The 26,266-nt window shown below is 62.7% G+C and carries 24 protein-coding genes and 2 riboswitches; of the genes, 15 read left to right on the plus strand and 9 right to left on the minus strand.

The window, feature by feature from the left end:
• Positions 1-59: 59 nt before the first annotated feature.
• Positions 60-644 (plus strand): Fe-S biogenesis protein NfuA, encoded by a 585-nt coding sequence (gene nfuA, locus BLW22_RS11770; protein WP_017136914.1) that lies wholly within the window; start codon positions 60-62, stop codon positions 642-644.
• 185 nt (positions 645-829) lie between these two features.
• Here nfuA and cobM read toward each other — a convergent pair whose 3' ends face one another.
• From cobM to BLW22_RS11790, 4 genes are all read right to left on the minus strand, one after another.
• Positions 830-1,576 (minus strand): precorrin-4 C(11)-methyltransferase, encoded by a 747-nt coding sequence (gene cobM / locus BLW22_RS11775; RefSeq protein WP_074846402.1) that lies wholly within the window; start codon positions 1,574-1,576, stop codon positions 830-832.
• A gap of 70 nt (positions 1,577-1,646) precedes the next feature.
• Positions 1,647-2,039: a cobalamin biosynthesis protein gene (locus tag BLW22_RS11780; RefSeq protein ID WP_074846404.1), complete on the minus strand. Its 393-nt coding sequence runs from the start codon at positions 2,037-2,039 to the stop codon at positions 1,647-1,649.
• Positions 2,036-2,740, minus strand: coding sequence for a CbtA family protein (locus tag BLW22_RS11785; RefSeq protein ID WP_074846405.1), 705 nt, complete (start codon positions 2,738-2,740; stop codon positions 2,036-2,038). The genes BLW22_RS11780 and BLW22_RS11785 overlap by 4 nt, the downstream gene beginning before the upstream one ends.
• Positions 2,741-2,751: 11 nt before the next feature.
• A complete protein-coding gene (locus BLW22_RS11790) occupies positions 2,752-2,940 on the minus strand; it encodes a CbtB domain-containing protein (RefSeq protein WP_027606475.1) in 189 nt (62 codons plus the stop codon).
• Positions 2,941-3,037: 97 nt separating this feature from the next.
• A riboswitch (cobalamin riboswitch) is annotated at positions 3,038-3,242 on the minus strand.
• 42 nt (positions 3,243-3,284) lie between these two features.
• Positions 3,285-3,483, plus strand: a riboswitch (cobalamin riboswitch).
• A 93-nt stretch (positions 3,484-3,576) separates the two neighbouring features.
• On the opposite strand from BLW22_RS11790, the gene cobW reads away from it, so the two are divergent.
• The 4 genes from cobW (at position 3,577) to BLW22_RS11810 (ending at position 10,183) form a co-directional block, all read left to right on the plus strand.
• Positions 3,577-4,638 carry a cobalamin biosynthesis protein CobW gene (cobW, locus tag BLW22_RS11795; protein WP_065927903.1) on the plus strand — a complete coding sequence of 354 codons (1,062 nt, stop codon included), beginning with the start codon at positions 3,577-3,579 and terminating at the stop codon, positions 4,636-4,638.
• Between the two features lie 3 nt (positions 4,639-4,641).
• Positions 4,642-8,403: a cobaltochelatase subunit CobN gene (gene cobN / locus BLW22_RS11800; RefSeq protein WP_074846408.1), complete on the plus strand. Its 3,762-nt coding sequence runs from the start codon at positions 4,642-4,644 to the stop codon at positions 8,401-8,403.
• A gap of 125 nt (positions 8,404-8,528) precedes the next feature.
• On the plus strand, positions 8,529-9,527 hold the full coding sequence (locus BLW22_RS11805; RefSeq protein WP_065947748.1) for a magnesium chelatase ATPase subunit I: 999 nt from the start codon (positions 8,529-8,531) through the stop codon (positions 9,525-9,527).
• A gap of 53 nt (positions 9,528-9,580) precedes the next feature.
• Complete coding sequence (locus BLW22_RS11810) at positions 9,581-10,183, plus strand: vWA domain-containing protein (RefSeq protein ID WP_065927977.1); 603 nt, start codon at positions 9,581-9,583, stop codon at positions 10,181-10,183.
• A 380-nt stretch (positions 10,184-10,563) separates the two neighbouring features.
• Here BLW22_RS11810 and BLW22_RS11815 read toward each other — a convergent pair whose 3' ends face one another.
• Positions 10,564-11,511 carry a DUF1853 family protein gene (locus BLW22_RS11815; protein ID WP_074846412.1) on the minus strand — a complete coding sequence of 316 codons (948 nt, stop codon included), beginning with the start codon at positions 11,509-11,511 and terminating at the stop codon, positions 10,564-10,566.
• A 146-nt stretch (positions 11,512-11,657) separates the two neighbouring features.
• Here BLW22_RS11815 and BLW22_RS11820 point away from each other — a divergent pair, with 146 nt between their 5' ends.
• The 10 genes from BLW22_RS11820 (at position 11,658) to BLW22_RS11865 (ending at position 21,194) form a co-directional block, all read left to right on the plus strand.
• Positions 11,658-12,548, plus strand: a complete 891-nt coding sequence (locus BLW22_RS11820; RefSeq protein WP_003190745.1) for an NAD(+) kinase — start codon at positions 11,658-11,660, stop codon at positions 12,546-12,548.
• Positions 12,545-13,519, plus strand: a complete 975-nt coding sequence (locus tag BLW22_RS11825; protein WP_161985732.1) for a metallophosphoesterase — start codon at positions 12,545-12,547, stop codon at positions 13,517-13,519. The genes BLW22_RS11820 and BLW22_RS11825 overlap by 4 nt, the downstream gene beginning before the upstream one ends.
• Complete coding sequence (locus BLW22_RS11830) at positions 13,516-14,385, plus strand: rhomboid family intramembrane serine protease (protein ID WP_065927898.1); 870 nt, start codon at positions 13,516-13,518, stop codon at positions 14,383-14,385. The genes BLW22_RS11825 and BLW22_RS11830 overlap by 4 nt, the downstream gene beginning before the upstream one ends.
• Before the next feature lie 14 nt (positions 14,386-14,399).
• The gene (locus BLW22_RS11835) at positions 14,400-14,660 is read left to right on the plus strand and encodes a YeaC family protein (protein WP_065927897.1); all 261 of its coding nucleotides are present in this window, start codon (positions 14,400-14,402) and stop codon (positions 14,658-14,660) included.
• Positions 14,657-15,487 carry a DUF2797 domain-containing protein gene (locus BLW22_RS11840; RefSeq protein WP_027606464.1) on the plus strand — a complete coding sequence of 277 codons (831 nt, stop codon included), beginning with the start codon at positions 14,657-14,659 and terminating at the stop codon, positions 15,485-15,487. Before BLW22_RS11835 ends, BLW22_RS11840 begins: the two co-directional genes overlap by 4 nt.
• 13 nt (positions 15,488-15,500) lie before the next feature.
• Entirely contained in the window at positions 15,501-18,158 is a 2,658-nt protein-coding gene (pepN, locus tag BLW22_RS11845) for an aminopeptidase N (protein ID WP_074846415.1), read from the plus strand.
• 148 nt (positions 18,159-18,306) lie between these two features.
• On the plus strand, positions 18,307-19,023 hold the full coding sequence (locus BLW22_RS11850) for a helix-turn-helix transcriptional regulator (protein ID WP_065927895.1): 717 nt from the start codon (positions 18,307-18,309) through the stop codon (positions 19,021-19,023).
• A gap of 51 nt (positions 19,024-19,074) precedes the next feature.
• A complete protein-coding gene (locus tag BLW22_RS11855) occupies positions 19,075-19,410 on the plus strand; it encodes a nuclear transport factor 2 family protein (protein ID WP_065927894.1) in 336 nt (111 codons plus the stop codon).
• Positions 19,411-19,425: 15 nt separating this feature from the next.
• The gene (gene zapE / locus BLW22_RS11860) at positions 19,426-20,529 is read left to right on the plus strand and encodes a cell division protein ZapE (protein ID WP_074846418.1); all 1,104 of its coding nucleotides are present in this window, start codon (positions 19,426-19,428) and stop codon (positions 20,527-20,529) included.
• A 173-nt stretch (positions 20,530-20,702) separates the two neighbouring features.
• Positions 20,703-21,194, plus strand: a complete 492-nt coding sequence (locus BLW22_RS11865) for a GNAT family N-acetyltransferase (protein ID WP_027606459.1) — start codon at positions 20,703-20,705, stop codon at positions 21,192-21,194.
• A gap of 102 nt (positions 21,195-21,296) precedes the next feature.
• Here the strand turns inward: BLW22_RS11865 and BLW22_RS11870 are convergent, their stop codons facing one another.
• The 4 genes from BLW22_RS11870 to BLW22_RS34980 form a co-directional block, all read right to left on the minus strand.
• On the minus strand, positions 21,297-21,506 hold the full coding sequence (locus BLW22_RS11870; RefSeq protein WP_065927892.1) for a hypothetical protein: 210 nt from the start codon (positions 21,504-21,506) through the stop codon (positions 21,297-21,299).
• A 144-nt stretch (positions 21,507-21,650) separates the two neighbouring features.
• The gene (locus BLW22_RS11875) at positions 21,651-23,876 is read right to left on the minus strand and encodes a TonB-dependent siderophore receptor (RefSeq protein WP_074846422.1); all 2,226 of its coding nucleotides are present in this window, start codon (positions 23,874-23,876) and stop codon (positions 21,651-21,653) included.
• Positions 23,877-23,990: 114 nt separating this feature from the next.
• Positions 23,991-25,748: a phosphoethanolamine transferase CptA gene (locus BLW22_RS11880; protein ID WP_065948662.1), complete on the minus strand. Its 1,758-nt coding sequence runs from the start codon at positions 25,746-25,748 to the stop codon at positions 23,991-23,993.
• 160 nt (positions 25,749-25,908) lie between these two features.
• Positions 25,909-26,088 carry a DUF6026 family protein gene (locus BLW22_RS34980; protein ID WP_256097793.1) on the minus strand — a complete coding sequence of 60 codons (180 nt, stop codon included), beginning with the start codon at positions 26,086-26,088 and terminating at the stop codon, positions 25,909-25,911.
• Positions 26,089-26,266: the final 178 nt, after the last annotated feature.

Raw genomic sequence — 26,266 nt, forward strand, 5'->3', positions numbered from 1 at the left:
GACTTTGTACCTGCGTAATATTTTGGCGTAAACTGCCGGCAAGCCTGTGAGGAGTTTCCATGACTGCCATAACCATTACCGACGCCGCCCACGATTACCTGGCTGACCTGCTGTCCAAGCAGAACACCCCGGGTATCGGCATCCGCGTCTTTATCACCCAGCCTGGCACCCAGTACGCCGAGACGTGCATCGCCTACTGCAAGCCCGGTGAAGAGAAACCTGAAGACACCGCCCTGGGGCTGAAAAGCTTCACCGCGTATATCGACAACTTCAGCGAAGCCTTCCTGGACGATGCCGTGGTCGACTACGCCACCGACCGCATGGGCGGCCAATTGACCATCAAGGCGCCCAACGCCAAGGTGCCGAACGTCAACGCCGACAGCCCGGTCAACGAGCGCATCAACTACTATCTGCAAACCGAGATCAACCCTGGGCTCGCGAGCCACGGTGGTCAGGTCAGCCTGATCGACGTCGTCGAAGACGGCATTGCCGTATTGAAGTTCGGCGGCGGCTGCCAGGGCTGCGGCCAGGCAGACGTGACCCTGCGCGAGGGCATCGAGCGGACCTTGCTCGAGCGTATTCCGGAGCTCAAGGGCGTCCGTGACGTGACAGACCACACGCAGAAAGAAAACGCCTACTACTGAGTAAGGTGTTCACTGCGAACAAAAAACGGCGCCCGTGAGCGTCGTTTTTTATTATTAAAATTCAAACAGTTATGCCATCTATCTAACAAGTAGGATTAAGTGTGGGAGGGGGCAAGCCCCCTCCAAAATTTTTTGTATTTAGTCATTTAAATCAATGGATTGCTTTGATTTTTTGAAGTAAATCATCAAGGTCGATAAAGGTGCGCATGCCCTACCCGATACAACGACGACTCACTGAAACTATCACTCGCCAGTACCCGACCTACCACAATCAACGCCGTACGCCGAAAGCCCTTGGCGGCGACTTTGTCGGCAATATCGCTGAGCGTGCCGACGGCCCAATCCTGATCCGGCCATGTCGCCCGGTGTACCACGGCAATCGGGCAGTCTGCTCCGTAGTGCGGCAGCAGTTCGGCGACGATCTTCTCCAAATGGTTGACCCCCAGATGAATCGCCATGGTGGTGCCATGCCGGGCCAGGCTGTCGAAGTCTTCCCCGGCCGGCATGCGGGTTTTATCGGCGTAGCGGGTCAGGATCACGCTTTGGGCGATGTCCGGCAAGGTCAGTTCGGTCTCCAGCAACGCTGCGCAGGCGGCCACTGCGGTGACGCCGGGAATGATCTGGAAGGGGATGCCCAACTCGCGCAGGTAACGGATCTGCTCGCCAATCGCGCCATACAGGCTCGGGTCGCCGGAGTGCACGCGGGCCACATCCTGGCCGTTGGCGTGGGCGGTCTTGATCAGTTCGATGATCTGTTCCAGGTGCAGTTCGGCGCTGTTGACCACCTGTTGCGCCTGATGACCCTCCAGCACCGCCGCCGGCACCAGCGAGCCGGCATAGATGATCACCGGGCAACTGCGGATCAGGCGTTGGCCTTTGACGGTGATCAATTCCGGATCGCCGGGGCCGGCGCCGATGAAGTAGACGGTCATGGAGGATTCCTGTGGAAAAACGGGCGAGCATGAAGATTGCTCATGATCGGGATGGGCGATTATCGGGATTTTAGCCGGCGCAGGCCAATGCAAAGGTGGCCTGGGCGTTTTTCTGGCGGGTGATCAGCAAACGGGCAGGGCCGCCGCAGAGCTGTTCGGCCAGGGCCAGGGCGGCACTTTCGGCGATGCCGTAACAGCCGGTATGGGCGAAGGCGACCGTGGACCTGTGACTCAGCCTGGCTTCATAAGCCGCCAGTTGCCCGGCGCTGAAACACTGCAACGGCAGGTTGAGCAACCGGGCCAGGGCGAGTAATCCGGGCTCATCCTGCCTGCGGTCAATACTGGCCAGCGCGCTGACACGCTGACGCTCGATCCCGCCTGCGGCGAGGGCGCTGTCGAACAGCGCCAGCAGGGTGTCGACATCACAACCCCGCTGGCAACCCAGGCCGACCACCAGGGTCATGCCGAGTATTGATCGTCGCGGTTGCGGCGGAACAACCAGGCACTGATCAGGCCAAGGGCCAGCCAGAACGCCACGTTGGTCAACTGCGAAGCGATCTTGAACTGCGCTTCGAGGGCTTCCGGCGCCAGCATCGAATGGGTTTCCGGCTGCGGTGCACCGATCACATGCGGCACCACCAGGATCGCCACGCCCAGGACTTTCAGCAGCCAGTTGCGACCAAACACGATCAGCGCAATCCCGGCCGCCGTGGAGGCAGCGGTGCCGATCCACCAGATCTGCCGTTGCGCCAGGTCAGCGGCGGCAGTGCCCGGCAGCTCCGGTGGCAGGCCCAGGGTGGGCGCCAGCACAAAGGTCGCGTAACCGGCCAGGCCCCACAGCAAGCCTTGGGTCGTGCGGGTCGGTGCGCGCAGGGTGTAGAGGCCGGCCAGCATCAGGGCGAAGCCGACGGCCACCACCAGGTTGCCGCCGGTGGTCGACAGCACGCGCTGCCAGCCGTCTTCCGGCTCCCAGGCTTCGGCGTCGTGGGTGTGTGCGGCGGCGCCAGCGGCGTGCTCACGGGCCACTTCAGTCGCGGCCGGGGCCTTTTCAAAGGTTTCCGCCTGCAGAATCAGCGGAGCGACCCAGAAGCTTTGCAGCAGGGTCAGCAGCAGGGCGGCCAGCAGGCCGGTGAACCCTGCGGTTTGCGCAATACGCTTGATCATGTCGGCAGGCCTCAGTGGCACGGGAACGCGGCGCTGTGGCGGGTATCGTGGGCGGCGTTGTGCACCGCCTCGATGTGCGAGAAACCGGCGAAGTACACCAGGCACGCGCCGAGGATCGACGCACCGATGGCGGCGGTCAGGCGTTGGCTGAGGGTGGCGGAGCTGCTGGCGGTGTGCGAGGTGCTGCTGATGATCGACATGGCGCGTCCCTTTCAGGTGTCAAGGTGACACGAGCGCATGCAAACTCCGCGAGCCAGGCACGCAGGGTTTTAACAGCGCCCGCCCACCGCGGGTTTGTTATTCGATGTTATTCGGGCCGGTCTCCGGGCTTGCGAGGGACACTGGGTCTATAAAGCGTCGCCTTCCCATGCCGTACAGGCACAGTGGATCTGACGCTTCACTCGCTTACCGTTGCGGGGGCAGCACCGGACTCGTCATGACGCCATGACTCACCGGTTTCCCGTTTCACCCTGTGAAGGGCACCCGAAACAAGATGTGTAGGAGAGCATGGGCCGGGGACGGTAGTCAAATGCGGCGAGCCCCTGTAGCCTTGCACCCTCGAGGTCTTCGGCCCAGGCCGAAGCTAAGAAGGGAACGCGGTCCAAGCCGCGGCTGCCCCCGCAACTGTGAAGGGTTTATCTGACTGCCACGCCACTGCCACTGCGGCGGGAAGGCGCAGTCGGCGCCGGTCGCAAGACCCGCAAGCCCCAAGCCAGGAGACCTGCCTCGCCACCGATTTTCCAATTCAACCGGGCGGGGTGATCCGGTGACGAAATCCGCTTCTGCGCGCCGCCGCAGTGCCTATCGTCCCGTATGCCCGCCCCAAAGGGCATCCGATGAAAACACTGGCCAAACTCCCCGTCACCATCGTTACCGGCTTCCTTGGCTCGGGCAAGACCACCTTGCTGCGCCATATGCTCGACAACGCCCAGGGCCGTCGCATTGCGGTAATCGTCAACGAGTTCGGCGAGTTGGGCATCGACGGTGAGATCCTCAAGCAGTGCTCCATCGGCTGCACCGAAGAAGAGGCCAACGGCCGTGTGTACGAGCTGGCCAACGGCTGCCTGTGCTGCACCGTGCAGGAGGAGTTCTTCCCGGTGATGCGCGAACTGGTCGCCCGTCGTGGCGACCTCGACCATATCCTTATCGAAACCTCGGGCCTGGCCCTGCCAAAACCCTTGGTGCAGGCCTTCCAGTGGCCGGAAATCCGCAGCGCCTGCACGGTTGATGCGGTCATCACCGTGGTCGACAGCCCGGCCGTGGCCGCCGGCACGTTCGCCGCGTTCCCGGATCAGGTCGATGCCCAGCGCAAACTCGACCCGAACCTGGACCACGAATCGCCGCTGCACGAGCTGTTTGCCGACCAACTGGCCAGCGCCGACCTGGTGATCCTCAACAAATCCGACCTGATCAGCGCCGAAGACCTGGCCCGTGTGCGCCTGGAAGTCGCCGAAGAGCTGCCGCCGGCGGTGAAGATCATCGAAGCCAGCAGCGGTCGCCTGCCGTTGGACGTATTGATCGGCCTGGGCGCGGGTTCCGAAGAACATATCGACGCTCGCCATAGCCACCACGATCATCACCACGAAGGTGAAGACGAGCATGATCACGACGCCTTCGATTCCATCTCCATCGACCTGCCCCAAGCCGACGAAGCGCTGCTGCTCGACGCCCTGAACCAGTTGGTGGTTCAGCACGGTATCCTGCGGGTCAAAGGCTTCGCCGCCATCCCGAACAAGCCGATGCGCCTGCTGATCCAGGGTGTGGGTACGCGTTTCGACAAGCACTTCGACCGTGCCTGGGGCGCCGACGAAGCGCGCATCACACGGCTGGTGCTGATCGGCCAGGCGCTGGACGCGGCGGGCCTCGAAGTGCAACTGCGCGCTGCCCTCAGCGTTTAACCCATGCACCTGCTCAGGACTCAGCCCGGTGGTTTCGTCGCGGACGACAATATTGCCGACCTTGGCCAAACCCCCGCCGAACTGGTGATCCTGTGCAGCGGCGATTCCAGCCTGGCGCTGCTGGCCGAAGCGGCCCAGCAGTTGCCCGAGGATTACCCCAGCCTGCGCCTGGCCAACCCGATGCAGGTGCAGAACCACGCTTCGGTCGATTTGTATGTCGACGAGGTGCTGCGCCACGCCAAGGTCATCCTGATTTCCCTGCACGGCGGCATCGGTTATTGGCGCTACGGCATCGAGCGCCTGGTTGAGCTGGCCGAGCGCGGCGTTACGCTGATCCTGGTGCCGGGGGATGACCGCCCGGACCCGGAACTCAGCGGCCTGAGCACGGTGAGTGCCGAACAGCGCGACCGCCTGTGGCACTTCCTGCGCCAGGGCGGGCTCGCTAACGCGCTGGATTTTTTCCGCTGCCTGGCCAGCGGCTACTTGGACCGCGATTACCCGTGGGCCGAGCCGCAGACCTTGCCGCGCACCGCGATCTATCACCCGCACAAAGCCAACCCTCGCCTCAATGACTGGCAGACCGATTGGCACGCGGATTGGCCCGTGGCGGCGGTGCTGTTCTACCGCTCGCACCTGCAGGCGGCCAATACCGGTTTTATCGATGTGTTCTGCCAGCGCTTGCAGGCGGCGGGCCTTAACCCGTTGCCGATGGCGGTGGCCAGTTTGAAAGAACCCGGCTGCCTGGCGGTGGTCGAGGACCTGCTGGATGAGGTCGGCGCGGCGGTGATCCTGAACACCACCGGTTTTGCCCAATCCAGCCCCGAAGCCCCGCATCTGCGTCCGTTTCGTCGCAATATCCCGGTGATCCAGGCGATCTGCGCCCAGGATAACCAGCCGGGCTGGCAGGCCAGCGAGCAAGGTCTTGGCCCGCGCGACTTGGCGATGCACATTGCCTTGCCGGAGCTGGACGGGCGCATTATCAGCCGTCCGATCAGCTTCAAGGATCTGGCCTGGCGCAGCGAGCGCAGCCAGTCGGACGTGGTGTGCTACCGCGCAGCGCCCGAACGCATGGATTTCGTCGCCGAGCTTGCGCGCCGTTGGGTCGAGCTGGCACGGGTACCGAATGAGGATAAACGCATCGCCCTGATCCTTGCCAACTACCCGACCCGCGACGGCCGTATCGGCAATGGTGTGGGCCTGGACACCCCGGCCGCCGCGCTGAATATCCTGCGTGCCCTGCAGGCCGAAGGCTATCCGGTGCCGGATCAACTGCCTGAGAGCGGCACTGCACTGATCCATGACCTGCTCGGCGGCGTCACCAACGACCTCGACAGCCTCGACCTGCGCCCCTGTCATCAAAGCCTCGGCCTGGACGACTACGAGGCGATGTTCAAGCGTTTGCCTGAATCCAACCGCCAGGCGGTGCTGGAGCGATGGGGCGCGCCGCACAACGATCCAATGTTCCGTGACGGCCGCCTGATGATCGCCGGCCTGCGCCTGGGCCAGACCTTCGTCGGTATCCAGCCGGCCCGGGGTTACCAGGTGGATGCCAGCGCGGTGTACCACGACCCGGACCTGGTGCCGCCCCATGGCTACCTGGCGTTCTACTTCTGGTTGCGCCACACCTACGGTGCCCATGGCGTGATCCATGTGGGCAAGCACGGCAACCTCGAATGGCTGCCGGGCAAGGGCGTGGGGCTCTCGGAAAACTGCTGGCCGGATGCGCTGCTGGGACCGCTGCCGAACATCTACCCGTTTATCGTCAACGACCCGGGCGAGGGCGCCCAGGCCAAGCGGCGCACCCAGGCGGTGATCATCGACCACCTGATGCCGCCGCTGACCCGCGCCGAAACCTACGGGCCGCTGCGGGACCTTGAGCTGTTGGCGGACGAATACTACGAAGCCCAACTGCTCGACCCACGCCGGGCCCGCGAGCTGCAAAAAGACATCCTCAAGCTGGTGCGCGAAACCCGCATCGACCAGGAGCTTGAGCTGGATGGCGACGCCGATGCCGCTATCTGGCTGCCGCGCCTCGACACCTACCTGTGCGACTTGAAGGAGTCGCAGATCCGCGACGGCCTGCACATCTTTGGCGAATCCCCCGTGGGCCGCTTGCGCATCGACACCTTGCTGGCCTTGCTGCGCATCCCGCGTGGAGACGGCCGTGGCCCGCAATCGAGCCTGCTGCGCGTGTTGGCCAAGGCGTTCGCGCTGGGTTTTGACCCGCTGGACTGTGCCCTGGCCGAGCCCTGGACCGGGCGACGCCCGGCAGTGTTGCAGAAGATCGATGGGCAGCAGTGGCGCACCGCCGGGGATACCCGCGAGCGCTTGGAGTTGTATGCGGCGCGAATGATCGAGCAGGCGTTGGAAGGGCCGCTGGAACAGCTGGAAGAGCCCGGCTGGGAAGAGGTGAAGGCGGTGATCGAAAGCCTGCGCATCGTCGTGGCGCCACGCCTGGATGCCTGCGGCCCGGCGGAAATGCACGGCTTGCTGGAGGCCCTCGGCGGGCGCTTTGTTCCGGCCGGCCCAAGCGGTGCGCCGAGCCGGGGGCGCCTGGATGTGCTGCCGACCGGGCGCAATTTCTTCACCGTCGATGTGCGTAACCTGCCGACGACCACCGCGTGGCGCATCGGCTTCCAGTCCGCCAACCTGATACTTGAGCGGCACCTGCAGGACCACGGCGATCACCTGCGCCAGCTCGGCCTGTCGGTGTGGGGCACGGCCACCATGCGCACCGGTGGCGACGACATTGCCCAGGCCATGGCGCTGATGGGCGTGCGGCCGGTGTGGGCCACCGGCAGTCAACGGGTGGATGACTTTGAAATCCTGCCTATCAGCCTGCTGGACCGCCCGCGCGTGGACGTCACCTTGCGCGTGTCCGGGTTTTTCCGCGACGCCTTCGCCAACCTGATCCGCCTGTTCGATGCGGCGGTACAGGCGGTGGCGGCCCTGGATGAGCCGGACGACATGAACCCGCTGGCCGCCAAGGTGCGCAGTGAGCGCGCGGCGTTGCTGGCCTCCGGCCTGGATGCAGAGGCCGCAGCGAAACAGGCCGGCTGGCGTATCTTCGGGGCTAAGCCCGGTGCCTACGGCGCGGGCGTGCAGGGCGCCATTGACGGGCGCCTGTGGCAAAGCCGCGAGGACCTGGCTGAGGTCTACCTGAATTGGGGCGGCTACGCCTATGGCGGCTCCGACGAAGGCACCGCTGCTCGTGCACAGTTTGCCCAGCGCCTGAGCCAGGTGCAGGCGGTGTTGCAGAACCAGGATAACCGCGAGCACGACCTGCTCGACTCCAACGACTACTACCAATTCCAGGGCGGCATGCTCGCCGCCGTGGAAACCCTGAGCGGCGACAAGGCCGCCAGCTATCACGGCGACCATAGCCAGCCGGACCTGCCGAGGATTCGCACCTTGAAGGAAGAGCTGAACCGGGTGATCCGTTCCCGCGCCGCCAACCCCAAGTGGATCGACGGCGTGAAGCGCCATGGCTATAAAGGTGCGTTTGAAATGGCCGCGACCGTGGACAATCTGTTCGCCTTCGACGCGACCACGGCGCTGATCGACGATCATCAATATGCATTGCTCGCCGACGCCTACCTGCTGGACCCTGACACCCGGGCCTTTGTGCAGCAGCACAACCCCGCAGCGCTGCGTGATATGACCGAGCGCATGCTCGAAGCCCAGCAGCGCGGTTTGTGGCAGGAACCGGGGGCGTATCGCGAGGCGTTGGAAAACCTGTTGCTGGATATAGAAGAAGACAGCTAGAACGCGAGATGCGGCTTGTTGTGGCTGGCGGGCTTGTTGTGGTGAGCGGGGCAAGCCCGCTCACCACAAGTAGCTTGCTCATGACCGGGTGATTACTTGTACAGCAGAATTTAAAGAGAGAACGGATGACCGATATTCCCCATTTCCCGCTGTCCGCCGTGGTCGCTGCCGACGACCTGAAACTGGCGCTGTGCCTGACCGCCATCGACCCGAAGATCGGCGGCGTGCTGATCGAAGGCCCGCGTGGCATGGCCAAATCCACCCTGGCCCGTGGTCTGGCGGATCTGCTGGCCAGCGGCCAATTCGTCACCTTGCCGTTGGGCGCCACTGAAGAGCGCCTGGTGGGGACCCTGGACCTAGATGCCGCGCTGAGCGAAGGCCGCGCGCAGTTTTCCCCTGGGGTGCTGGCCAAGGCCGACGGCGGCGTGTTGTATGTGGATGAAGTCAACCTGCTGCCCGATCACCTGGTGGACCTGTTGCTCGACGTCGCCGCCAGCGGCACCAACCTGATCGAACGCGACGGCATTTCCCATCGCCATTCGGCGCGCTTTGTGCTGATCGGCACCATGAACCCGGAGGAGGGCGAGTTGCGCCCGCAGTTGCTGGATCGCTTCGGTTTTAACGTGGCGCTGAGCGGGCAGACGCTGCCGGCCGAGCGCGGGCAGATCATCCGGCGGCGCCTGGATTTCGACAGTGACCCCGCCGCGTTCTGCACCCAGTGGGCCGGGCAGCAGGCGGCGTTACGCGAGCGCTGCACCCAGGCGCGGGCGCGGCTGGACAGTATCGAGCTGGATGATCAGGCCCTGGCGCAGATCACCGAGCGTTGCTTTGCCGCCGGTGTCGACGGCTTGCGCGCCGACCTGGTCTGGCTGCGCGGCGCCCGGGCCCATGCGGCGTGGCGGGGCGCGGATACCATTGCCGAAGAAGACATCGAAGCGGTGGCGGAATTCGCCTTGCGCCACCGTCGCCAGGCGCAATCCCCACCGGCCAGTCCACCCAAGCCAGGGCAGGCGCCGACACCCTCGGACACCTCGCCCGGCCAAGGCCAATGGGGCGATATGCCCGCACCGGCCCTGCCTACTGGCACGCGCCGAGACGTGCCCACCTGGCCAAAAAAGCCCTAGGCATTCGCCCCCGACCTGACGCGGGGGCGGATGCCCGGCCCAAGGCGGGGCGACTGGACAACGGCAGGCAGGGCAAGGCACGCAGCGCACAGCTGGGTTCGATCAACTGGCCGGGCACCTTGCTCGGCGGCCGGCCGCACTCCCGTGGAGACCTGCGCTACCACCTGCGCAGCCGCTCGGCCCATGAGTTGTGGCTGGTGATCGTGGATGCGTCGGCGTCCACGCGGCGGCATCGTGCATTAACCGACGCCAAGGGCTTGCTCGCCCAGCTGTTTGACGATGCTTACCGGCAACGGGCGCGCATAGCGTTGTTGACCGCCAGCGGCCAGGCGCCGAAGTGGCAGGTACAGGGGTTGAAAGCTGCGAAAGGCCTGGCGGGCTGGCTGGATCAGTTGGGCGCGGGCGGTGGTACGCCGTTGCTGGCGGCGCTGACCGAGGCCGGGCATTGGCTGGTGGCGCGGCGCAAGCGTTATCCGGCCGAGCAGCAGCGTGTACTGGTGATTACGGATGGGCGGCTGAAGGACATTACCGGGTTGCCGTTACTGGCGTGTGCGGGGTTGCTGGTGGATATCGAGCGCGGGCCGATCAGGTTGGGGCGGGCCCAGGAGCTGGCGGTGGGGTTGCAGTTGGATTATCGGCATATCGATGAGTTGTAGTGGCGGTACCACAGCCATCGGGGGCAAGCCCCCCTCCCACATTGGATCGAGTACACCCTTTGGAATGCGGTCAGTGTGGGAGGGGGCTTGCCCCCGATGAGCATGGGTATCTACACAACTCTTAAAGGCTGACACATAACTCTGTGGTGAGCGGGCTTGCCCCGCGCTGGGCTGCGAAGCGGCCCCAATAAGGTCACCGCAGAGTGCCAGAATCAATCGAGGTGAAGGTTTTGGGGCTGCTTCGCAACCCAGCGCGGGCGGTGCGACGATTCGACAAGCCCGCTCACCACAGAAGCCTAATTGCCATAGATTCCGTATTCACTGGAAGTTGTGTAGATACCCATGCCCCGATGAGGCCCTCACATACACCACACACTCTATCAACCAGCCCCCGGCACATTCGGCCAAAGATCCGCCACCAGGAACAAGCGCTCGGCTTCCTCCCAATCCGCGCCGTTCTGCACCATGCGCACCAGCAGCTGCGCAGGCGCCATCGGATCAAGGTCTGCCAGCCAGGCCCGCATCTGTTCTTCACTCCACACTTCATCCGCCGGGTAATGCGCCGGCGCCAGCCACGCGTGCCGGGGCAACGGTTGCCAGCGGCCTGGCGCACTGGCGCTGACAAAATCCCGCCAGTCCCGCTGATGCAACCAGCGCCCGCGCAGATGCTGCGGGTGTGCGCCTTGGGGCGGTTCGGCCAGCCCAGGCCAGGGATAGAGCAAATACCCGCCGAGCCACAGGTGCGCATCAAACTGCTGAATATCCAGGGCTGCCAACACCTCGCGGCTTTCTGCCCGCGCCGAGATCGGCAGTTGATGCTGGGCCAGGTGCGCCAGCTTGCGGTCCAGCCGATCGTGGCAGCCTGGGCCCAGCCATTGCGCGGTGTCCTGGCCGTTGCCGTCCTGCGGGCCCAGGTAGAGTTTGATCGCCAGTTCCAGGTGATGCACGCCATTGCGGTCGCGCAGCAGCATGTCCAGTTCGCCCAGTGTGTGCCCGGCGCGGCGGATCGGCAGGTTGGCGGCGAGCAACTCCACCCCCGGCGCATGCTGCACGGCGAACTGCCACAGGCGTTCGTAGTACAGGCCCAGGCGCCGGGTGCGTGACAGGCTCAACCAGTGCTGCAAGGCGCGGCTGTCCTGGTCGAGTGCGCGTAGCCAGTGTTCAAGACGGTCGGGCGCCTGCACCCAGTCGCTGCCCGCCAGCGGGTGGCGCTGTGGCCACGGTGTCTGCGCGAGCATCGGCGGGGCAAGCATCACCCACGCCAGGTCGCGCACCTCGGGGTGGCGCAGCTGGCGGGGCAGGTTGTGCAAATCCGGGAACACAGTCATGGTCCGAGCATAGCCTTTTAACCGTTGCGCAGGGGGCTGAGAACCGTTGTCATCAAGGCTTCACGGCGACAAAGGATTTTGCCTCACGCGGCCTTTCGCCCATAATCGTTTCTTTTTTGCCACACCCCACGTCCCGCAGGAGCCCCATGGAGCACTTTCGCAATATCGGCATTATCGGTCGCCTGGGCAGTACCCAGGTGTTGGACACCGTCCGCCGGCTGAAAAAATTCCTGCTGGAACGCCACCTGCATGTGATCCTCGAAGACACCATCGCCGAAATCCTCCCCGGCCACGGCCTGCAAACCTCCTCGCGCAAGATGCTCGGCGAAGTCTGCGACATGGTCATCGTGGTCGGCGGCGACGGCAGCCTGCTCGGCGCGGCCCGGGCCCTGGCGCGGCATAACGTGCCGGTGCTGGGGATCAACCGTGGCAGCCTGGGGTTTCTCACCGATATCCGCCCCGATGAGCTGGAAGTCGAAGTGGCCAAGGTGCTCGACGGCCATTACCTGGTGGAAAACCGCTTCCTGCTGCAGGCCGAAGTGCGCCGCCACGGCGAAGCCATCGGCCAGGGCGATGCGCTCAATGACGTGGTGCTGCACCCGGGCAAATCCACGCGGATGATCGAATTCGAGCTGTATATCGACGGCCAGTTCGTGTGCAGCCAGAAGGCCGACGGCCTGATCGTCGCCACGCCCACCGGCTCCACCGCCTACGCGCTGTCGGCCGGTGGCCCGATCATGCATCCCAAGCTCGATGCCATTGTGATCGTGCCGATGTACCCCCATATGTTGTCCAGCCGGCCGATTGTGGTCGATGGCAACAGTGAGCTGAAAATCGTGGTGTCCAAAGACATGCAGATCTACCCGCAAGTCTCCTGCGACGGGCAGAACCATTTCACCTGCGCCCCCGGTGACACCATCACCGTGAGCAAGAAGGCACAGAAGTTGCGCTTGATCCACCCGCTGGATCACAACTACTACGAAGTGTGCCGCACCAAGTTGGGCTGGGGCAGCCGCTTGGGGGGTGGAGGCGACTGATGCTCGATCCCGCGCGTAGCTACGACCTGATTGGTGACGTGCACGGTTGCGCTCATACCCTTGAGCACTTGCTCGACCAGATGGGTTACCACAAGCAGGGCGGCACCTGGCGCCATCCTTCGCGCATGGCGGTGTTCCTCGGCGATATCATCGACCGTGGCCCACGCATTCGCGAGGCGCTGCATATCGTCCACGACATGGCCGAGGCCGGCCAGGCGCTGTGCATCATGGGCAACCACGAGTTCAATGCCCTGGGTTGGGCCACACCGGCGCCGCCGGGCAGTGGCAGGCAGTTCGTGCGCGAGCACACCCCACGGCATGAGCGGCTGATCCACGAGACCCTGACCCAGTTCGAGCAGCACCCGGCCGACTGGCACGACTTCCTCGCCTGGTTCTACGACATGCCGCTGTTTGTCGATGCCGGGCGCTTCCGCGTGGTGCATGCGTGCTGGGACGACGGCTTTATCCAGCCGCTGCGCGCGACGTTCCCGGATGGCTGCATCGACCGGCACTTCCTGCAGGCCGCCGCCGTGCCCGGCAGTTTTGCCTGCAACGCCTTCGACCGCCTGTTGCGCGGCACCGATATGCGCTTGCCGGACGGCCTGACGCTGACCGGTGGCGATGGCCTGACGCGCTCGTTCTTCCGCACCAAGTTCTGGGAAGACGACCCTAAGACCTACGGCGACATCGTATTCCAGCCCGACGCACTGCCGGAGCCGGTGGCGCGCACGCCATTGTCGCCCCATGAAAAGAATTCCCTGCTGCGCTACGGCGCCGACGAACCCTTGCTGTTCGTCGGCCATTACTGGCGCAGCGGCAAACCGGCGCCGATCCGCCCGAACCTGGCGTGCCTGGACTACAGCGCAGTGCTGTACGGCAAGCTGGTGGCGTACCGCCTGGACCAGGAAACCCGCCTGGATCCGCGTAAATTCGTGTGGGTCGACGTTGAGCGACCCGAGGTGACTGTATGAGTGCCGTGCCCGTATTGCGCTTGCCGTTGAGCGTCGACCTGGGCGGTTTCGTGAAACTGCTGCAACGCATGCAAGTGCCCCATCGCGTCAGCGAGGAAGCCGGCGAGCAGGTGTTGTGGGTGCCCGAGACCCTCAGCGATGACGTGCGCGTGCTGTACCAGCGCTTTCCCGCCGGTGACCCGGACCAGCAACTGGATATTCCCGAACAGGCGCCGGTCACACGTCCGGGCTTTGTCCAGCAAGTGCGCCATAGCCCGGTAACGGCGCTGGTGCTGCTGGCAAGCATCATTGTCGGCGCCGTGACCTTACTCGGTGAAAACCTGCAAGCCATGAGCTGGCTGACCTTCCTGCCGTTCCGGGTGATGGGCGAGTACATCCAGTTCACGCCGTTCGCCGACATGTTGGCTTCCGGCCAATGGTGGCGGCTGTTTACGCCGATGCTGATCCACTTCGGCATCCTGCACCTGGCCATGAACGGCATGTGGTACTGGGAGCTGGGCCGGCGTATCGAAGTGCGCCAGGGCAGCATCAACCTGCTGGGCCTGACCCTGTTGTTCAGCCTGGTCTCCAACTACGCGCAATATGCCTACGGTGGTCCCGGCCTGTTCGGTGGCTTGTCCGGCGTGTTGTATGGCCTGCTCGGGCATTGCTGGATCTTTCAACTGCTCTCGCCCAACCCGGCCTATCGCTTGCCCCGTGGGGTGCTGGTGATGATGCTGGTGTGGCTGGTGTTGTGCCTGTCGGGGCTGGTGTCGATGATCGGCTTCGGCGAAATCGCCAACGCTGCCCATGTCGGCGGCCTGGTTATCGGTTGCCTTACCGGTTTGCTCGGCGGTGTGTATAACCGTCGCAAATCCTCTCTTTGATAAGGAAGAGCCTTATGTCCTCTTTTGCTGAAATGATCGAAAACATCACCCCGGACATCTACGCGAGCCTCAAGCTCGCCGTGGAAATCGGCAAGTGGTCCGATGGCCGCAAGCTCAGTGCCGAGCAGCGCGAGCTGTCCCTGCAGGCCATGATCGCCTGGGAGATCCAGAACCTGCCGGAAGAGCAGCGCACCGGCTACATGGGCCCGCAGGAATGCCAGTCGAAATCGACCACCGTGCCGAACATCCTGTTCAAGTCGGATGCGATCCATTGATTGAAATTGGTCGCGGTGCAGTCAGCAAAATGTCGGCGCAACTCGGTGAACCGACCGTTCAATACGCGTTTCGCCTGGGCGATACCGAGGTGCCGGTCAACCCCCTGATCGGCACCCATGTGCGCCTGGAATACCTCGGCGCCATTCATTGCAGCCATTGCGGTCGCAAGACCAAGACCAGCTTCAGCCAGGGCTATTGCTACCCGTGCATGACCAAGCTGGCCCAGTGTGACCTGTGCATCATGAGCCCTGAGCGTTGCCATTACGACGCCGGCACCTGCCGTGATCCAGGCTGGGGCGAGACTTTCTGCATGACCGACCACGTGGTGTATCTGGCCAATTCGTCGGGCATCAAGGTCGGCATCACCCGTGCCACCCAATTGCCGACGCGTTGGCTGGACCAGGGCGCCAGCCAGGCGCTGCCGATCATGCGCGTGGCGACGCGCCAGCAATCCGGGTTTGTCGAGGATGTATTGCGTAGCCAGGTGGCGGACAAGACCAACTGGCGTGCGTTGCTCAAGGGCGACGCGGTGGCGGTGGACCTCAAGCAGGTGCGCGACGAGTTGTTCGCCTCCTGCGCCGATGGCCTGCTGCAATTGCAGGAACGCTTTGGCCTGCAGGCCATCCAACCGGTAACCGACCTCGAACCGTTGGAAATCCGCTACCCGGTGGAGCAGTATCCAGCCAAGATCGTCAGCTTCAATCTGGACAAGAACCCGATTGCCGAAGGCACGCTGCTGGGGATCAAGGGCCAATACCTGATCTTCGACACCGGCGTGATCAATATTCGTAAGTACACGGCCTACCAGCTCGCCGTGCATCAGTAGAAGGATGCCACCCATGCGCACCGAACAACCGAAGATGATTTACCTGAAGGACTATCAGGCGCCGGACTACCTGATCGAAGAGACGCACCTGACCTTCGAGTTGTTCGAGGACCACAGCCTGGTCCACGCGCAGCTGGTGATGCGCCGTAACCCTGAGCGTGGCGCCGGCCTGCCGCCGCTGGTACTCGACGGCCAGCAGCTGGAGTTGCTGACCGTCAACCTCGGCGACCAGGAACTGAGCGAGGCTGACTACCAGCTGACGGACAGCCACCTGACCCTGCATCCGACCCGCGAAACCTTCACGGTCGACACCAGCGTGCGCATCCACCCGGAAACCAACACCGCCCTGGAAGGCCTGTACAAATCCGGCAGCATGTTCTGCACCCAGTGCGAGGCCGAGGGCTTCCGCAAGATAACCTATTACCTCGACCGCCCCGACGTGATGAGCACCTTCACCACCACGGTGATCGCCGAGCAACACCGCTACCCGGTGCTGCTCTCCAACGGCAACCCGATTGCCAGCGGTCCCGGCGAAGACGGCCGCCACTGGGCGACCTGGGAAGACCCGTTCAAGAAACCCGCCTACCTGTTCGCGCTGGTGGCCGGTGACCTGTGGTGTGTCGAAGACAGCTTTACCACCATGACCCAGCGTGAAGTGGCACTGCGCATCTACGTCGAGCCGGAAAATATCGACAAGTGCCAGCACGCCATGACCAGCCTGAAAAAATCCATGCGCTGGGACGAAGAAACCTACGGTCGCGAGTATGACCTCGACATCTTCATGATCGTGGCGGTCAACGATTTCAACATGGGCGCCATGGAGAACAAGGGCCTCAATATCTTCAACTCCAGCGCCGTGCTGGCCCGCGCCGAAACCGCCACCGACGCCGCGCACCAGCGGGTCGAGGCCATCGTTGCCCACGAATACTTCCACAACTGGTCGGGCAACCGCGTGACCTGCCGCGACTGGTTCCAGCTGTCGCTGAAGGAAGGCTTTACCGTGTTCCGTGATTCGGGCTTCTCCGCCGACATGAACTCCGCCACGGTCAAACGCATCCAGGACGTGGCCTACCTGCGTACCCACCAGTTCGCGGAAGATGCCGGCCCTATGGCCCATGCGGTGCGCCCGGACAGCTTTATCGAGATCTCCAACTTCTACACCTTGACCGTGTACGAAAAAGGCTCGGAAGTGGTCGGCATGATCCATACCTTGCTCGGCGCCGAAGGCTTCCGTAAAGGCAGCGACCTGTACTTCGAACGCCATGACGGCCAGGCCGTGACCTGCGACGACTTTATCAAGGCCATGGAAGACGCCAACGGTACCGACCTCAGCCAGTTCAAGCGCTGGTACAGCCAGGCCGGTACGCCACGCCTGGCGGTGAGCGAGTCCTACGACGCTGCGGCCAAGACCTACAGCCTGACCTTCCGCCAGAGCTGCCCGGAAACCCCGGACAAGGTCGAGAAACTGCCGTTCGTGATCCCGGTCGAGCTGGGCCTGCTGGACGGGCAGGGCGCGGGCATGGCCTTGCGCCTGGCCGGTGAAGCCACGGCCGGCGCCACGTCCCGTGTGATCTCGGTGACCGAAGCCGAGCAAACCTTCACCTTCGTCGACATCGCCGAACAGCCGTTGCCGTCGCTGCTGCGTGGTTTCTCGGCACCGGTGAAACTGAGCTTCCCGTATAACCGCGACCAACTGATGTTCCTGATGCAGCATGACAGCGACGGCTTCAACCGCTGGGATGCGGGCCAGCAGCTGTCGGTGCAGGTGTTGCAGGAACTGATCGGCCAGCATCAGCAGGGCCAGGCGTTGCAGATGGACCAGCGCCTGATCACGGCCTTGCGCAGTGTGTTGAGCGACGAAAGCCTGGACCAGGCCATGGTTGCGGAAATGCTGTCGTTGCCGGGCGAAGCCTACCTGACGGAAATCAGCGACGTCGCGGACGTGGATGCCATCCACGCCGCGCGTGAGTTTGCGCGCAGGCAACTGGCTGACAACCTGCATGAGCCGCTGTGGTTGCGTTACCAGGCCAACCGCGAACTGTCCAAGCAGACGCCTTATGTGGCGGCGGCCGAGCACTTCGCCCGGCGTGCCTTGCAGAACATCGCGCTGTCGTACCTGATGCTCAGCGGCAAGCCCGAAGTGCTGGCGGCGACCCTTGAGCAGTTCGACACCAGCGACAACATGACCGAGCGCCTGACCGCGCTGGCGGTGCTGGTGAACTCGCCGTTCGAAGCGGAGAAGGCCCAGGCGCTGGCGGTATTTGCCGAGAACTTCAAGGACAACCCTTTGGTCATGGACCAGTGGTTCAGCGTGCAGGCCGGCAGCCCGTTGCCGGGCGGGCTGGAGCGGGTCAAGGCGTTGATGGAGCACCCGGCGTTCACGCTCAAGAACCCGAACAAGGTGCGTGCACTGATCGGCGCGTTTGCCGGGCAGAACTTGATCAACTTCCACGCCGCCGACGGTTCGGGCTACCGCTTCCTGGCGGACCTGGTGATCCAGTTGAATGCGTTCAACCCGCAGATCGCTTCGCGCCAGTTGGCGCCGCTGACCCGCTGGCGTAAATACGACAGCGCGCGCCAGGCGTTGATGAAGGCGGAGCTGGAGCGCATTCGTGGGTCGGGTGAGTTGTCCAGCGATGTGTTCGAGGTGGTGAGCAAGAGTCTTGCTTAAATAAATCGCTTCGGTAAAAAAAAACGGCCTGTTCAGGCCGTTTTTTTTGCCTCGGAGCTTCGTTCAAGGAGCGCTTTTTTGCTGCTGACGTTTCCTGGCAGAAGGCTCTGCTAAGCTGCGGCACTTTTTCTTATTCGGTGGGATCAACGTGTCGCGTACCACTCGTTTACTGACGTTGTTGCAGGCCCTGCGAGGCAAGAAACGCCCGGTGACCGCCGCCGTGCTGGCGGCGCAATTGGAAGTGTCCGAGCGTACGCTGTACCGCGACATTGCCGAGTTGACCGCCCTGGGCGCGCCGATTTTCGGCGAGGCCGGGGTAGGGTATGTGCTGCGCAGCGGCCTGTTTTTGCCGCCCTTGATGCTCAACGCCGAAGAAACCGAAGCGATCGTGCTGGGCTTGCGTTATGTGGACCAGCGCGGCGATGACGTGCTCAGCCGTGCCGCCGCCAACGCCTTGGCGAAAATCGCTGATGTGCTCGACCCGGCGGCGCAGGAAGCCTTGCGCAACCCGACGTTGCTGCCCGGCCCGCCAGGGTTTGGCTACCCGGAAAACCGCGTGCCGCTGGATGTATTTCGCGAAGCGATTCGGCATCAGGACAAGTTGCATATCGACTACGCGGATGCCAGCCAGACCCAGAGTCAACGCCTGATCTGGCCCCTGGCCCTGGGGTTTCTCAATGAGGTGCGGGTGATCGTGGCCTGGTGTGAGCTGCGCGGCGCGTATCGCACCTTTCGCACCGACCGCGTGGCGAGTGCCGAGGTCGTCGGCGAACGCTATCCGGGGCGGCGCAGCGACTGGCTGCGGGCCTGGCGCAAGCTGATGGAGCAGAATGAATCCGGGCCGTTCACTCCTGACAAAAACTGACACACCCCTGGCTTAGCATGCTGCTACCACCACCTGAAAAGGAGCTTTGCCATGTCCCAGCCTGAATTGGCCCCCGCCATCGCCGCCTATATCGCGGCGACCAATACCCGCGACACCTCGGTCATTGCCCAGTGTTTTGCCGACGATGCCAATGTGTTCGATGAAGGCCAGCACCAGGTGGGCACCGCCGCCATTGCACGCTGGATGGAAGACACCGGGCGCCGCTACCAGCCGCGTGTCGAGGTGCTCAAGGTGCAGCACCGTACCGGCAAGGTGCTGGTCAGCAATGTGGTCTCCGGCAATTTTCCCGGCAGTCCGCTGGAGTTGCGCTACACCTTTCGCCTGGACGCGCAGGGCAAGATTTCACGGCTGGACATCTCCCTGTAGGTCATAATCGCGGGCATGACTTTCGACTCGCCCCTCGCTGCTTACCAACACGCCATTACCCAACAGGGTTTCGTTGCCGACGACGCCCAGCGCCGGGCGGTGGATGCCCTGCAAGCCTGCCATGCAGCCCTGCATCAGGGCCGTTCGCCCGTGACTGGCGTTTACCTGTGGGGGCCGGTGGGCCGCGGCAAGACCTGGTTGATGGATCAGTTCTACCAAAGCCTGCGGGTGCCCGCACGGCGTCAGCATTTTCATCACTTCATGGGCTGGGTGCATCAGCGTCTGTTCCAGCTCACCGGCACCCATGACCCGTTGCAGGCCCTGGCGCGGGAGCTGAGCCGGGAGGTGCGGGTGTTGTGTTTCGACGAGCTGTTCGTCAGTGACATCGGTGACGCGATCATCCTCGGCCGGCTGTTCCAGGTCATGTTCGAGGAAGGTGTGGTGATGGTCTGCACCTCCAATCAACCACCGGCCCAGCTGTATGCCGATGGCTTCAATCGGGAGCGCTTCCTGCCGGGCATTGCGGCGATTGAGCGGCATATGCACGTGGTGGCGGTCGACGGTGGCGAGGATCATCGCTTGCATCCAGGTGTGGGCCGGCAGCGCTATTGGGTGAACCAGCCCGATGCGCTGGCGAACGTGTTCGCACAATTGGCCGAAGGCCAGACGGTGAGTCTTGGTCCGGTCACCGTCGGCCATCGTTCCATCGTGTGCGTGCAGGCCAGTGACAGCGTGCTGTGGTGCCGCTATGCCGACCTCTGCGAACAACCCCTGGCGGCAATGGATTTCATCCTGCTGTGCGACCGCTTCAAGGCGATCCTGCTGGGGGAGGTGCCCAACCTGAGTGCGCAACAGCGCCCAGGCCGGATTGCCCGCGGCACCGAGGATGGGGTCGAGCGCGTGGTGGCCGGTGATCGCGAGTTGCCGCAGTTGTCGGTGCACGACGACAGTGTGCGTCGCTTCATCGCCCTGGTGGACGAGTGCTACGACCGCAAGGTGCCGCTGTTCATCGACGCCCAGGTGCCGCTGGAGCGCCTGTATACCAACGGTTACCTGGCGTTTCCTTTCCGTCGCACCTTGAGCCGCTTGCAAGAAATGCAGCTGCAGCGCTTCAACTGAGACCTGTACGAAAAAAGCCCTGAATGGACACTTTGGGGGTTTTTAATGCCAAAGCCTTCGCGCTTTCGGGCGCACATTTGTAGTTAATCTCCTTCATCTGGTGCTGACTCCACGCTTACAATCGTGCCCCTCAAAGGGAACCGGTTCCCTTGTAGTCGTGATCGAGGACGGAAATGGACACCCCAGATATCCTGGTGCTGCAAGCCAGCTACACCAATCCTGTACATGCCGAAGCCATTGCCAAGGTGCTTAACCATTACGCAGAAGACCCCATGGGCGGCGGCCATAGCCTGCCCGCTGATCTACTGGAGCAACTGCCGGCCGAGTTGGCCAAACGCCCCCATGCGTTCAGTGTGCTGGCGTTTGTTGGCGGTGAGCCGGCGGGGCTGGTGAATTGCTTTGAAGGGTTTTCCACCTTTGCCTGCCGCCCCTTGGTCAACGTGCACGACGTGGTGGTGATGAATGAGTTTCGCGGCTTGGGGCTGAGCCAGAAAATGCTGCTGAAGGTCGAGGACATCGCCCGCCAGCGTGGTTGCTGCAAGATCACCCTGGAGGTGCTGGAAGGTAATGCCGTCGCCCAGTCGGCGTATCGCAAGTTTGGTTTTGATGATGCGAAGTTTGATCCCGCCCATGGACGCATGTTGTTCTGGAACAAGCCGCTTTAATAAATAACCGGCGAAAAAAAGGGCGCCAGCGGAGGGCGCCCAATAAACCTTTGCCAACGGAGCGGTATGGCCCAGGGTGTTACGGATTAACTAACGATTAACTTAACTCTTGGGTTGTTCCTGTTCGGTCGTGTTGGTGTTCGGTGTCTTGCCGTCGGCGGACGCCGTTTGTTCAACCGTGCCGTGAAGCGTCTGCTGCGTGAAGGTGAAGTTGTTGTAGAACTCCTTCGAGCGCTCCGAGCCGCCTTCGGCAAACGCGGCGGCGGAGCCCAGGGTCATCAGGCTGGCAAGCATCAAGGTCGAGAGTTTCATCTGTGTTTACTCATTAAGTGTGATCGGTTATCTGCTCTGTCCTTGATCAGAATCGTGGGGCGATTCTGGTGCGGTCTTATTAAGTGGGAATTAACGCGAGAAACATCCGAAGTTAACAATATCGTTAACTTCGGATGGTCGGCTTTAAAGCTTCCAGTCAACGGCCAGCGTAATGGCGCGTGGGTCGCCCCAATACACGCCGTTATAAAAACCGACGCGTTCGTAATACTTTTTATCGAACAGGTTGTTGACGTTAAGCGACGCTGAGACGTGCTCGTCGAATTGATAGCGGGACATCAGGTTGACCACCGTGTATGCCTGTTGTGTGATCTTCGCCCGTTCGGTCACCGGTGTGTTGCCGACGCGTACCCCTGTAGGTCGATTGCTCCAATCGTAAATGTCGCTCTGCCAGTTCACCGCGCCGCCGACCGTAAGGTTGCGCCATGCCCCCGGCAAACGGTAGGCGCTGGACACTCTCAGCAGGTTCAGCGGCTGCCCGGTGTTGTTGCGTTTGCCCGAGCCGTTGACCGAATGGGTGTAGGTGTAGCCGGCCGTCAGGTTCCAATCGGGCATGATTTCCCCGGCAGCTTCCAATTCGAAGCCGTTGACCTTGTTACCTTTGCCGCCGGACTTGTAGTACTCCTCGCCGGTGGTCGGGTTCCGCTCCACCGAATCGTCCCGCTCTGCGACGTTGTCCTGGGTGCTCCAGAAATACGCCGCCGCCAGGTTCAGGCGCTCCTCCAGCACGCTGCCCTTGAGGCCCACCTCGTAGTTGCTGCCGACCACGGGCTCCAGGTACTTCTTGTTGGCATCCCGCAGGCTCTGGGGTTTGAAAATGTCGGTATAGCTCGCGTAGACGGTGTACTCCGGCGTCAGGTCGTAGAGCAGGCCGGCGTAGGGCGTCCACATATCATTGTGGGTCTGGGAGGTCTTGTTGGTGGCCGTCAGTTGGTCGTTGGCGTTGTATTCGGGGGCCGCGCTTTTCAGTTCCCAACTGCCATAGCGGCTGCCCAGCACTGCATGCAAGCGGTCGGTGAGGCTCAGTCGCGTGGCCAGATAGCCAGCCTTCTGTTGCTTGCTGCTGTGCTCGCCCTTGAGGTCGGTGACGGTGTCGCCGAACTTGGCGATCCCGCCCATGTATTTCCAGTCTTCGATGGTGTAATAGCCGGCGGGTAGGTTGCTGCGCATCACGGGGGAGACGTCCCGCTGCGTGGCCTCGCCATAGCCCATCATCAGTGCATGTTCGCGGCCCAGCAGTGCATAGCTGCCGGCGAGGTTGAGGTCGACGGCCTCCATTCTCGATGTGCCGCGCATGTGGCTGGCCCAGGCGGTCATGCCGCTGCGGTCATCGTTGGGGAACCCCGCACCGCCGTAGTACACCTTGCCATCCGTGTCGCTCTGGCGATGGGTGTAGGCGGCCTTCACGTGCCAGTCGCCGCCCAGCCGATGGTCGAGGGTTGCGAAGGTGGTCTTGTCCGTCAGCGGCCAGGAACTCCAGTGCGCCGCCATATTGGTGGAGCGCGACAGCCCGGCCTTGCCGCCCTCGCTGTTCCAGTACGGCACGGTGCCCCATGAGGTGCCCTGGACCTGCTTGTTCTGGTAATCGAAACCTACGGCCAGCACGGTATCGTCGGAAAGATCGCCTTCCAGGATGCCGTAGCCGACCGCCCGCTGCAGGCCATAGTTGTCGCGGAACGATTGGCTGTCACGGTAGGCCAGCACCGTACGCCCGCGCAGCTTGCCGTCGAACGCCAGCGGGCCGCCCACGTCCACGTAGCTGTAATAGTTGTCATGGCTGCCGGCGCTGACGCCGGTTTTCGCCTGCCATTGGGCCGTCGGGCGCTTGCGCACCATATTGATGGTGGCCGAGGGGTCGCCGGCGCCGGTGGTCAAGCCCGTGGCACCGCGTACCACCTCGATGTGGTCGTAGATAATGGTATCGGCGTCGGACTTCATGTAGCCGAAGGTATTGAGCATCCCGTCAATCTGGAAGTTGGTGATGCCGTAGCCGCGGGAGGAATAGGACACGCGGTCGGAGTCGTTATGCTGGACGTTGATCCCGGTGGTCTGGCGCAGCACGTCGGTCAACGTGTTGAGATTGAAATCATCCATCTGCTGGCGAGTGATCACCGAGATCGATTGTGGGGTTTCCTTGACCGACAGGTTCAGGCGGGTGGCGGTGCTCATCGAGCCGGTGGTGTAGGCGCCTGTGTGTTCGGTGGTGGCGCCCAGGCCTTCGGCGGAGATGTTGGTCGCGCCGAGTTCGAGCGGGGTGTGTTCAGGGTCGGTTTCAGCCAGCAGGGCCGGGCTTAGGGCGGCGCCGCACAGGCCGAGCGTGAGGGTCATGGAGCGGGTAAAAGGCGCGAACATCGCGGAAGACTCCTTGTCGTCTTTGCGGCCACCCCGGAAAGGGAAGGCCTTGGCTCAAAGACGAAAGGAGCGGTGGAACTTTAGGGCTAAACGAGAATGATTGTTATCTTTCTGTTACAAGGCCGGCGGTTCCTGCAGGACCACATCGGTCGGATTAACCTTCTTGGGCTTGATCAGGCTGAAGTCAATCAAGGCCTTTTGCGGGCGCATGTAGGGGTTGCCGATCATCAGCGGGCGCGGCGTGAAGCTGTCGCTCACGACGCTCTTGCTGCGGTCCAGTTCGTTGAAACTCAGCCCGGCGAGGTCGGCCCAGGTGTGGATCAATTGCGAGCTGCTGTAAGGGCGTTGCAAGTCGCCGGCAAACTTCCAGTCGTGGGTTTCGCGCCATTTCGGCGAGGCATAGGCCATGAACGGAATGGTGTACATCGGCGCCGTCGGCTTGCCTTCGTTACGCCCCAGGGTGGCGTGGCCGGCGGAATCGAATACGTCTTCGCCGTGGTCCGACAGGTACAACAGGAAGCCGTTGGGATCGGTCTTGGCGTAGTCCTTGATCAGGCTCGACACCACGAAATCGTTGTACAGCACCGCGTTGTCGTAGCTGTTGTAGGTGGGCAGTTGATCGTCACTGATCCCGGCAGGTACGCCCTGGCGGTCGGTGAATTTGTCGAAGGTCGGTGGATAGCGGTACTGGTAGCTCATGTGGGTGCCGAGCAGGTGCACCACGATGAACTTGCGCTCGGCCGGGTCGGCCAGGGCCTTGGAGAATGGCTCCAGGACATCGCCGTCGTATTGGCGGGCGTTCTGGTTGCGATTGTTGTTCAGGTACACCTGCTCGTCGGCCTGTTCGGAAAAGGTCGTGAGCATGGTGTTGCGCTTGGTCATGGTCTGCTGGTTGGTGATCCAGTAGGTCTTGTAGCCGGCCTGTTTCATCACGCTGACGATCGACGGTGTCTTGAGGTAGAGATCGGGGTTCTCCTCATCGGCGAACGTCAGTACCTGTTGCAGCGCTTCGATGGTATAGGGGCGCGGGGTGATGACGTTGTCGAATACAGCCAGCTGGTCGCGCAGCTTGTCCAGTTCCGGCGTGGTGTTGCGCGGATAGCCGTAGAGACTCATGCGTTGACGATTGGTGGACTCGCCGATCACCAGCACCAGGGTCGAAGGCTGGCCGGCCATGGTGTCCTTGAGGTTGGTCAAGGGGGGGATCTGGCTGGCGCTGTCGAGCATGCCTTGCATGTTGTCCAGTTGTTCGGTGTAGCGGCGGTAGGCAACGATCATCTGCCAGGGCACGGCCGGTTCGATGCGCGACTCGAAGCGGTCGATGGCGTCGTCCAGGGTGTCGCTGCGGGCTATCTGCTTGACCAGCGGGTAACCGATGATCGCCACCAGGATCGCCGTTGCCGCCACCAGGGCCTGGCCGCGCGGCAAGTATACCGGGCGTACCCGGGTCCACAGGAAAATAGCCACGGCGGTGTGGGCAATGAACGCCAGCACGATCCACCAGGCGAAGTATTGTGTGGCGTACTCGCCGGCTTCGGAGATGTTCGACTCGAACATGATGAAGATGACGCTTTGGGAAAATTCCTGCTGGTAGATGAAGAAATAACCCAGGCTGGCCATGGAACAGGCCCACAGCACCACGCCGATCAGGGCAGCAAGCAAGCGCGTACGGCGAGGGAATACCAGCAGGGGCGCGAGCCATATCGCGCTCATGAAGAAGGCTTGGCGAAAACCACTGAAGCCGGAAGTGCCGCTGAGTTGGATCAGCAGTTGGGTAATGCCGGAGAAGTACCAGAAAAACACGAATAGCCAGCCAAGACCGGCCCAATCAAAGCCTTTCGCAGACTTGCTGCTGCGTTCGAACATCGCCATCCAGCGCTCCAACCCGGTAATTTTTCAGTTGACGCGCAGGGCTGCACGCAACAGAGGCCACCCTTGCATGGGATGGCCCTTGGGGGCGGGAGTATCGGGAAGGGCATGTGAAAACTTTGTGAGATTTATGTAGCCGTTATCTTACAAAGTGATGACGGGCTCAGCAGAGCGCGGGCTGCGCACCGGAAGGCTGGTCCAGCTGGGCTTGAATGATATGGGCACGCAGGCGCATGACCTCAAGCTGCAACTGATCGCGTTCGTCTTTCAACTGGCGCAATTCATCGCGACGGAGTGTGACGTAGAGGGTCTGTGGAGGACGGGTCATCTGTGCTGTGCTCATTGCTTGCCTCGCAAATAGCCGGTGTGTCGCGGTGTGCCAGAACGCTTGAGTCGAGGTTCTCGGCAACAGTCGGAAGCAATTCTGAATTCTTTTTCCCATCAATGGAACTTTTTTATTTTTGGTGGTCATGTGACTTTCGGAGGCGTGATGGTGAAACGATGGCAATTTTTTCCCATGA

It is taken from the genome of Pseudomonas marginalis (assembly GCF_900105325.1).
Taxonomy (GTDB): Bacteria; Pseudomonadota; Gammaproteobacteria; order Pseudomonadales; family Pseudomonadaceae; genus Aquipseudomonas; species Aquipseudomonas marginalis.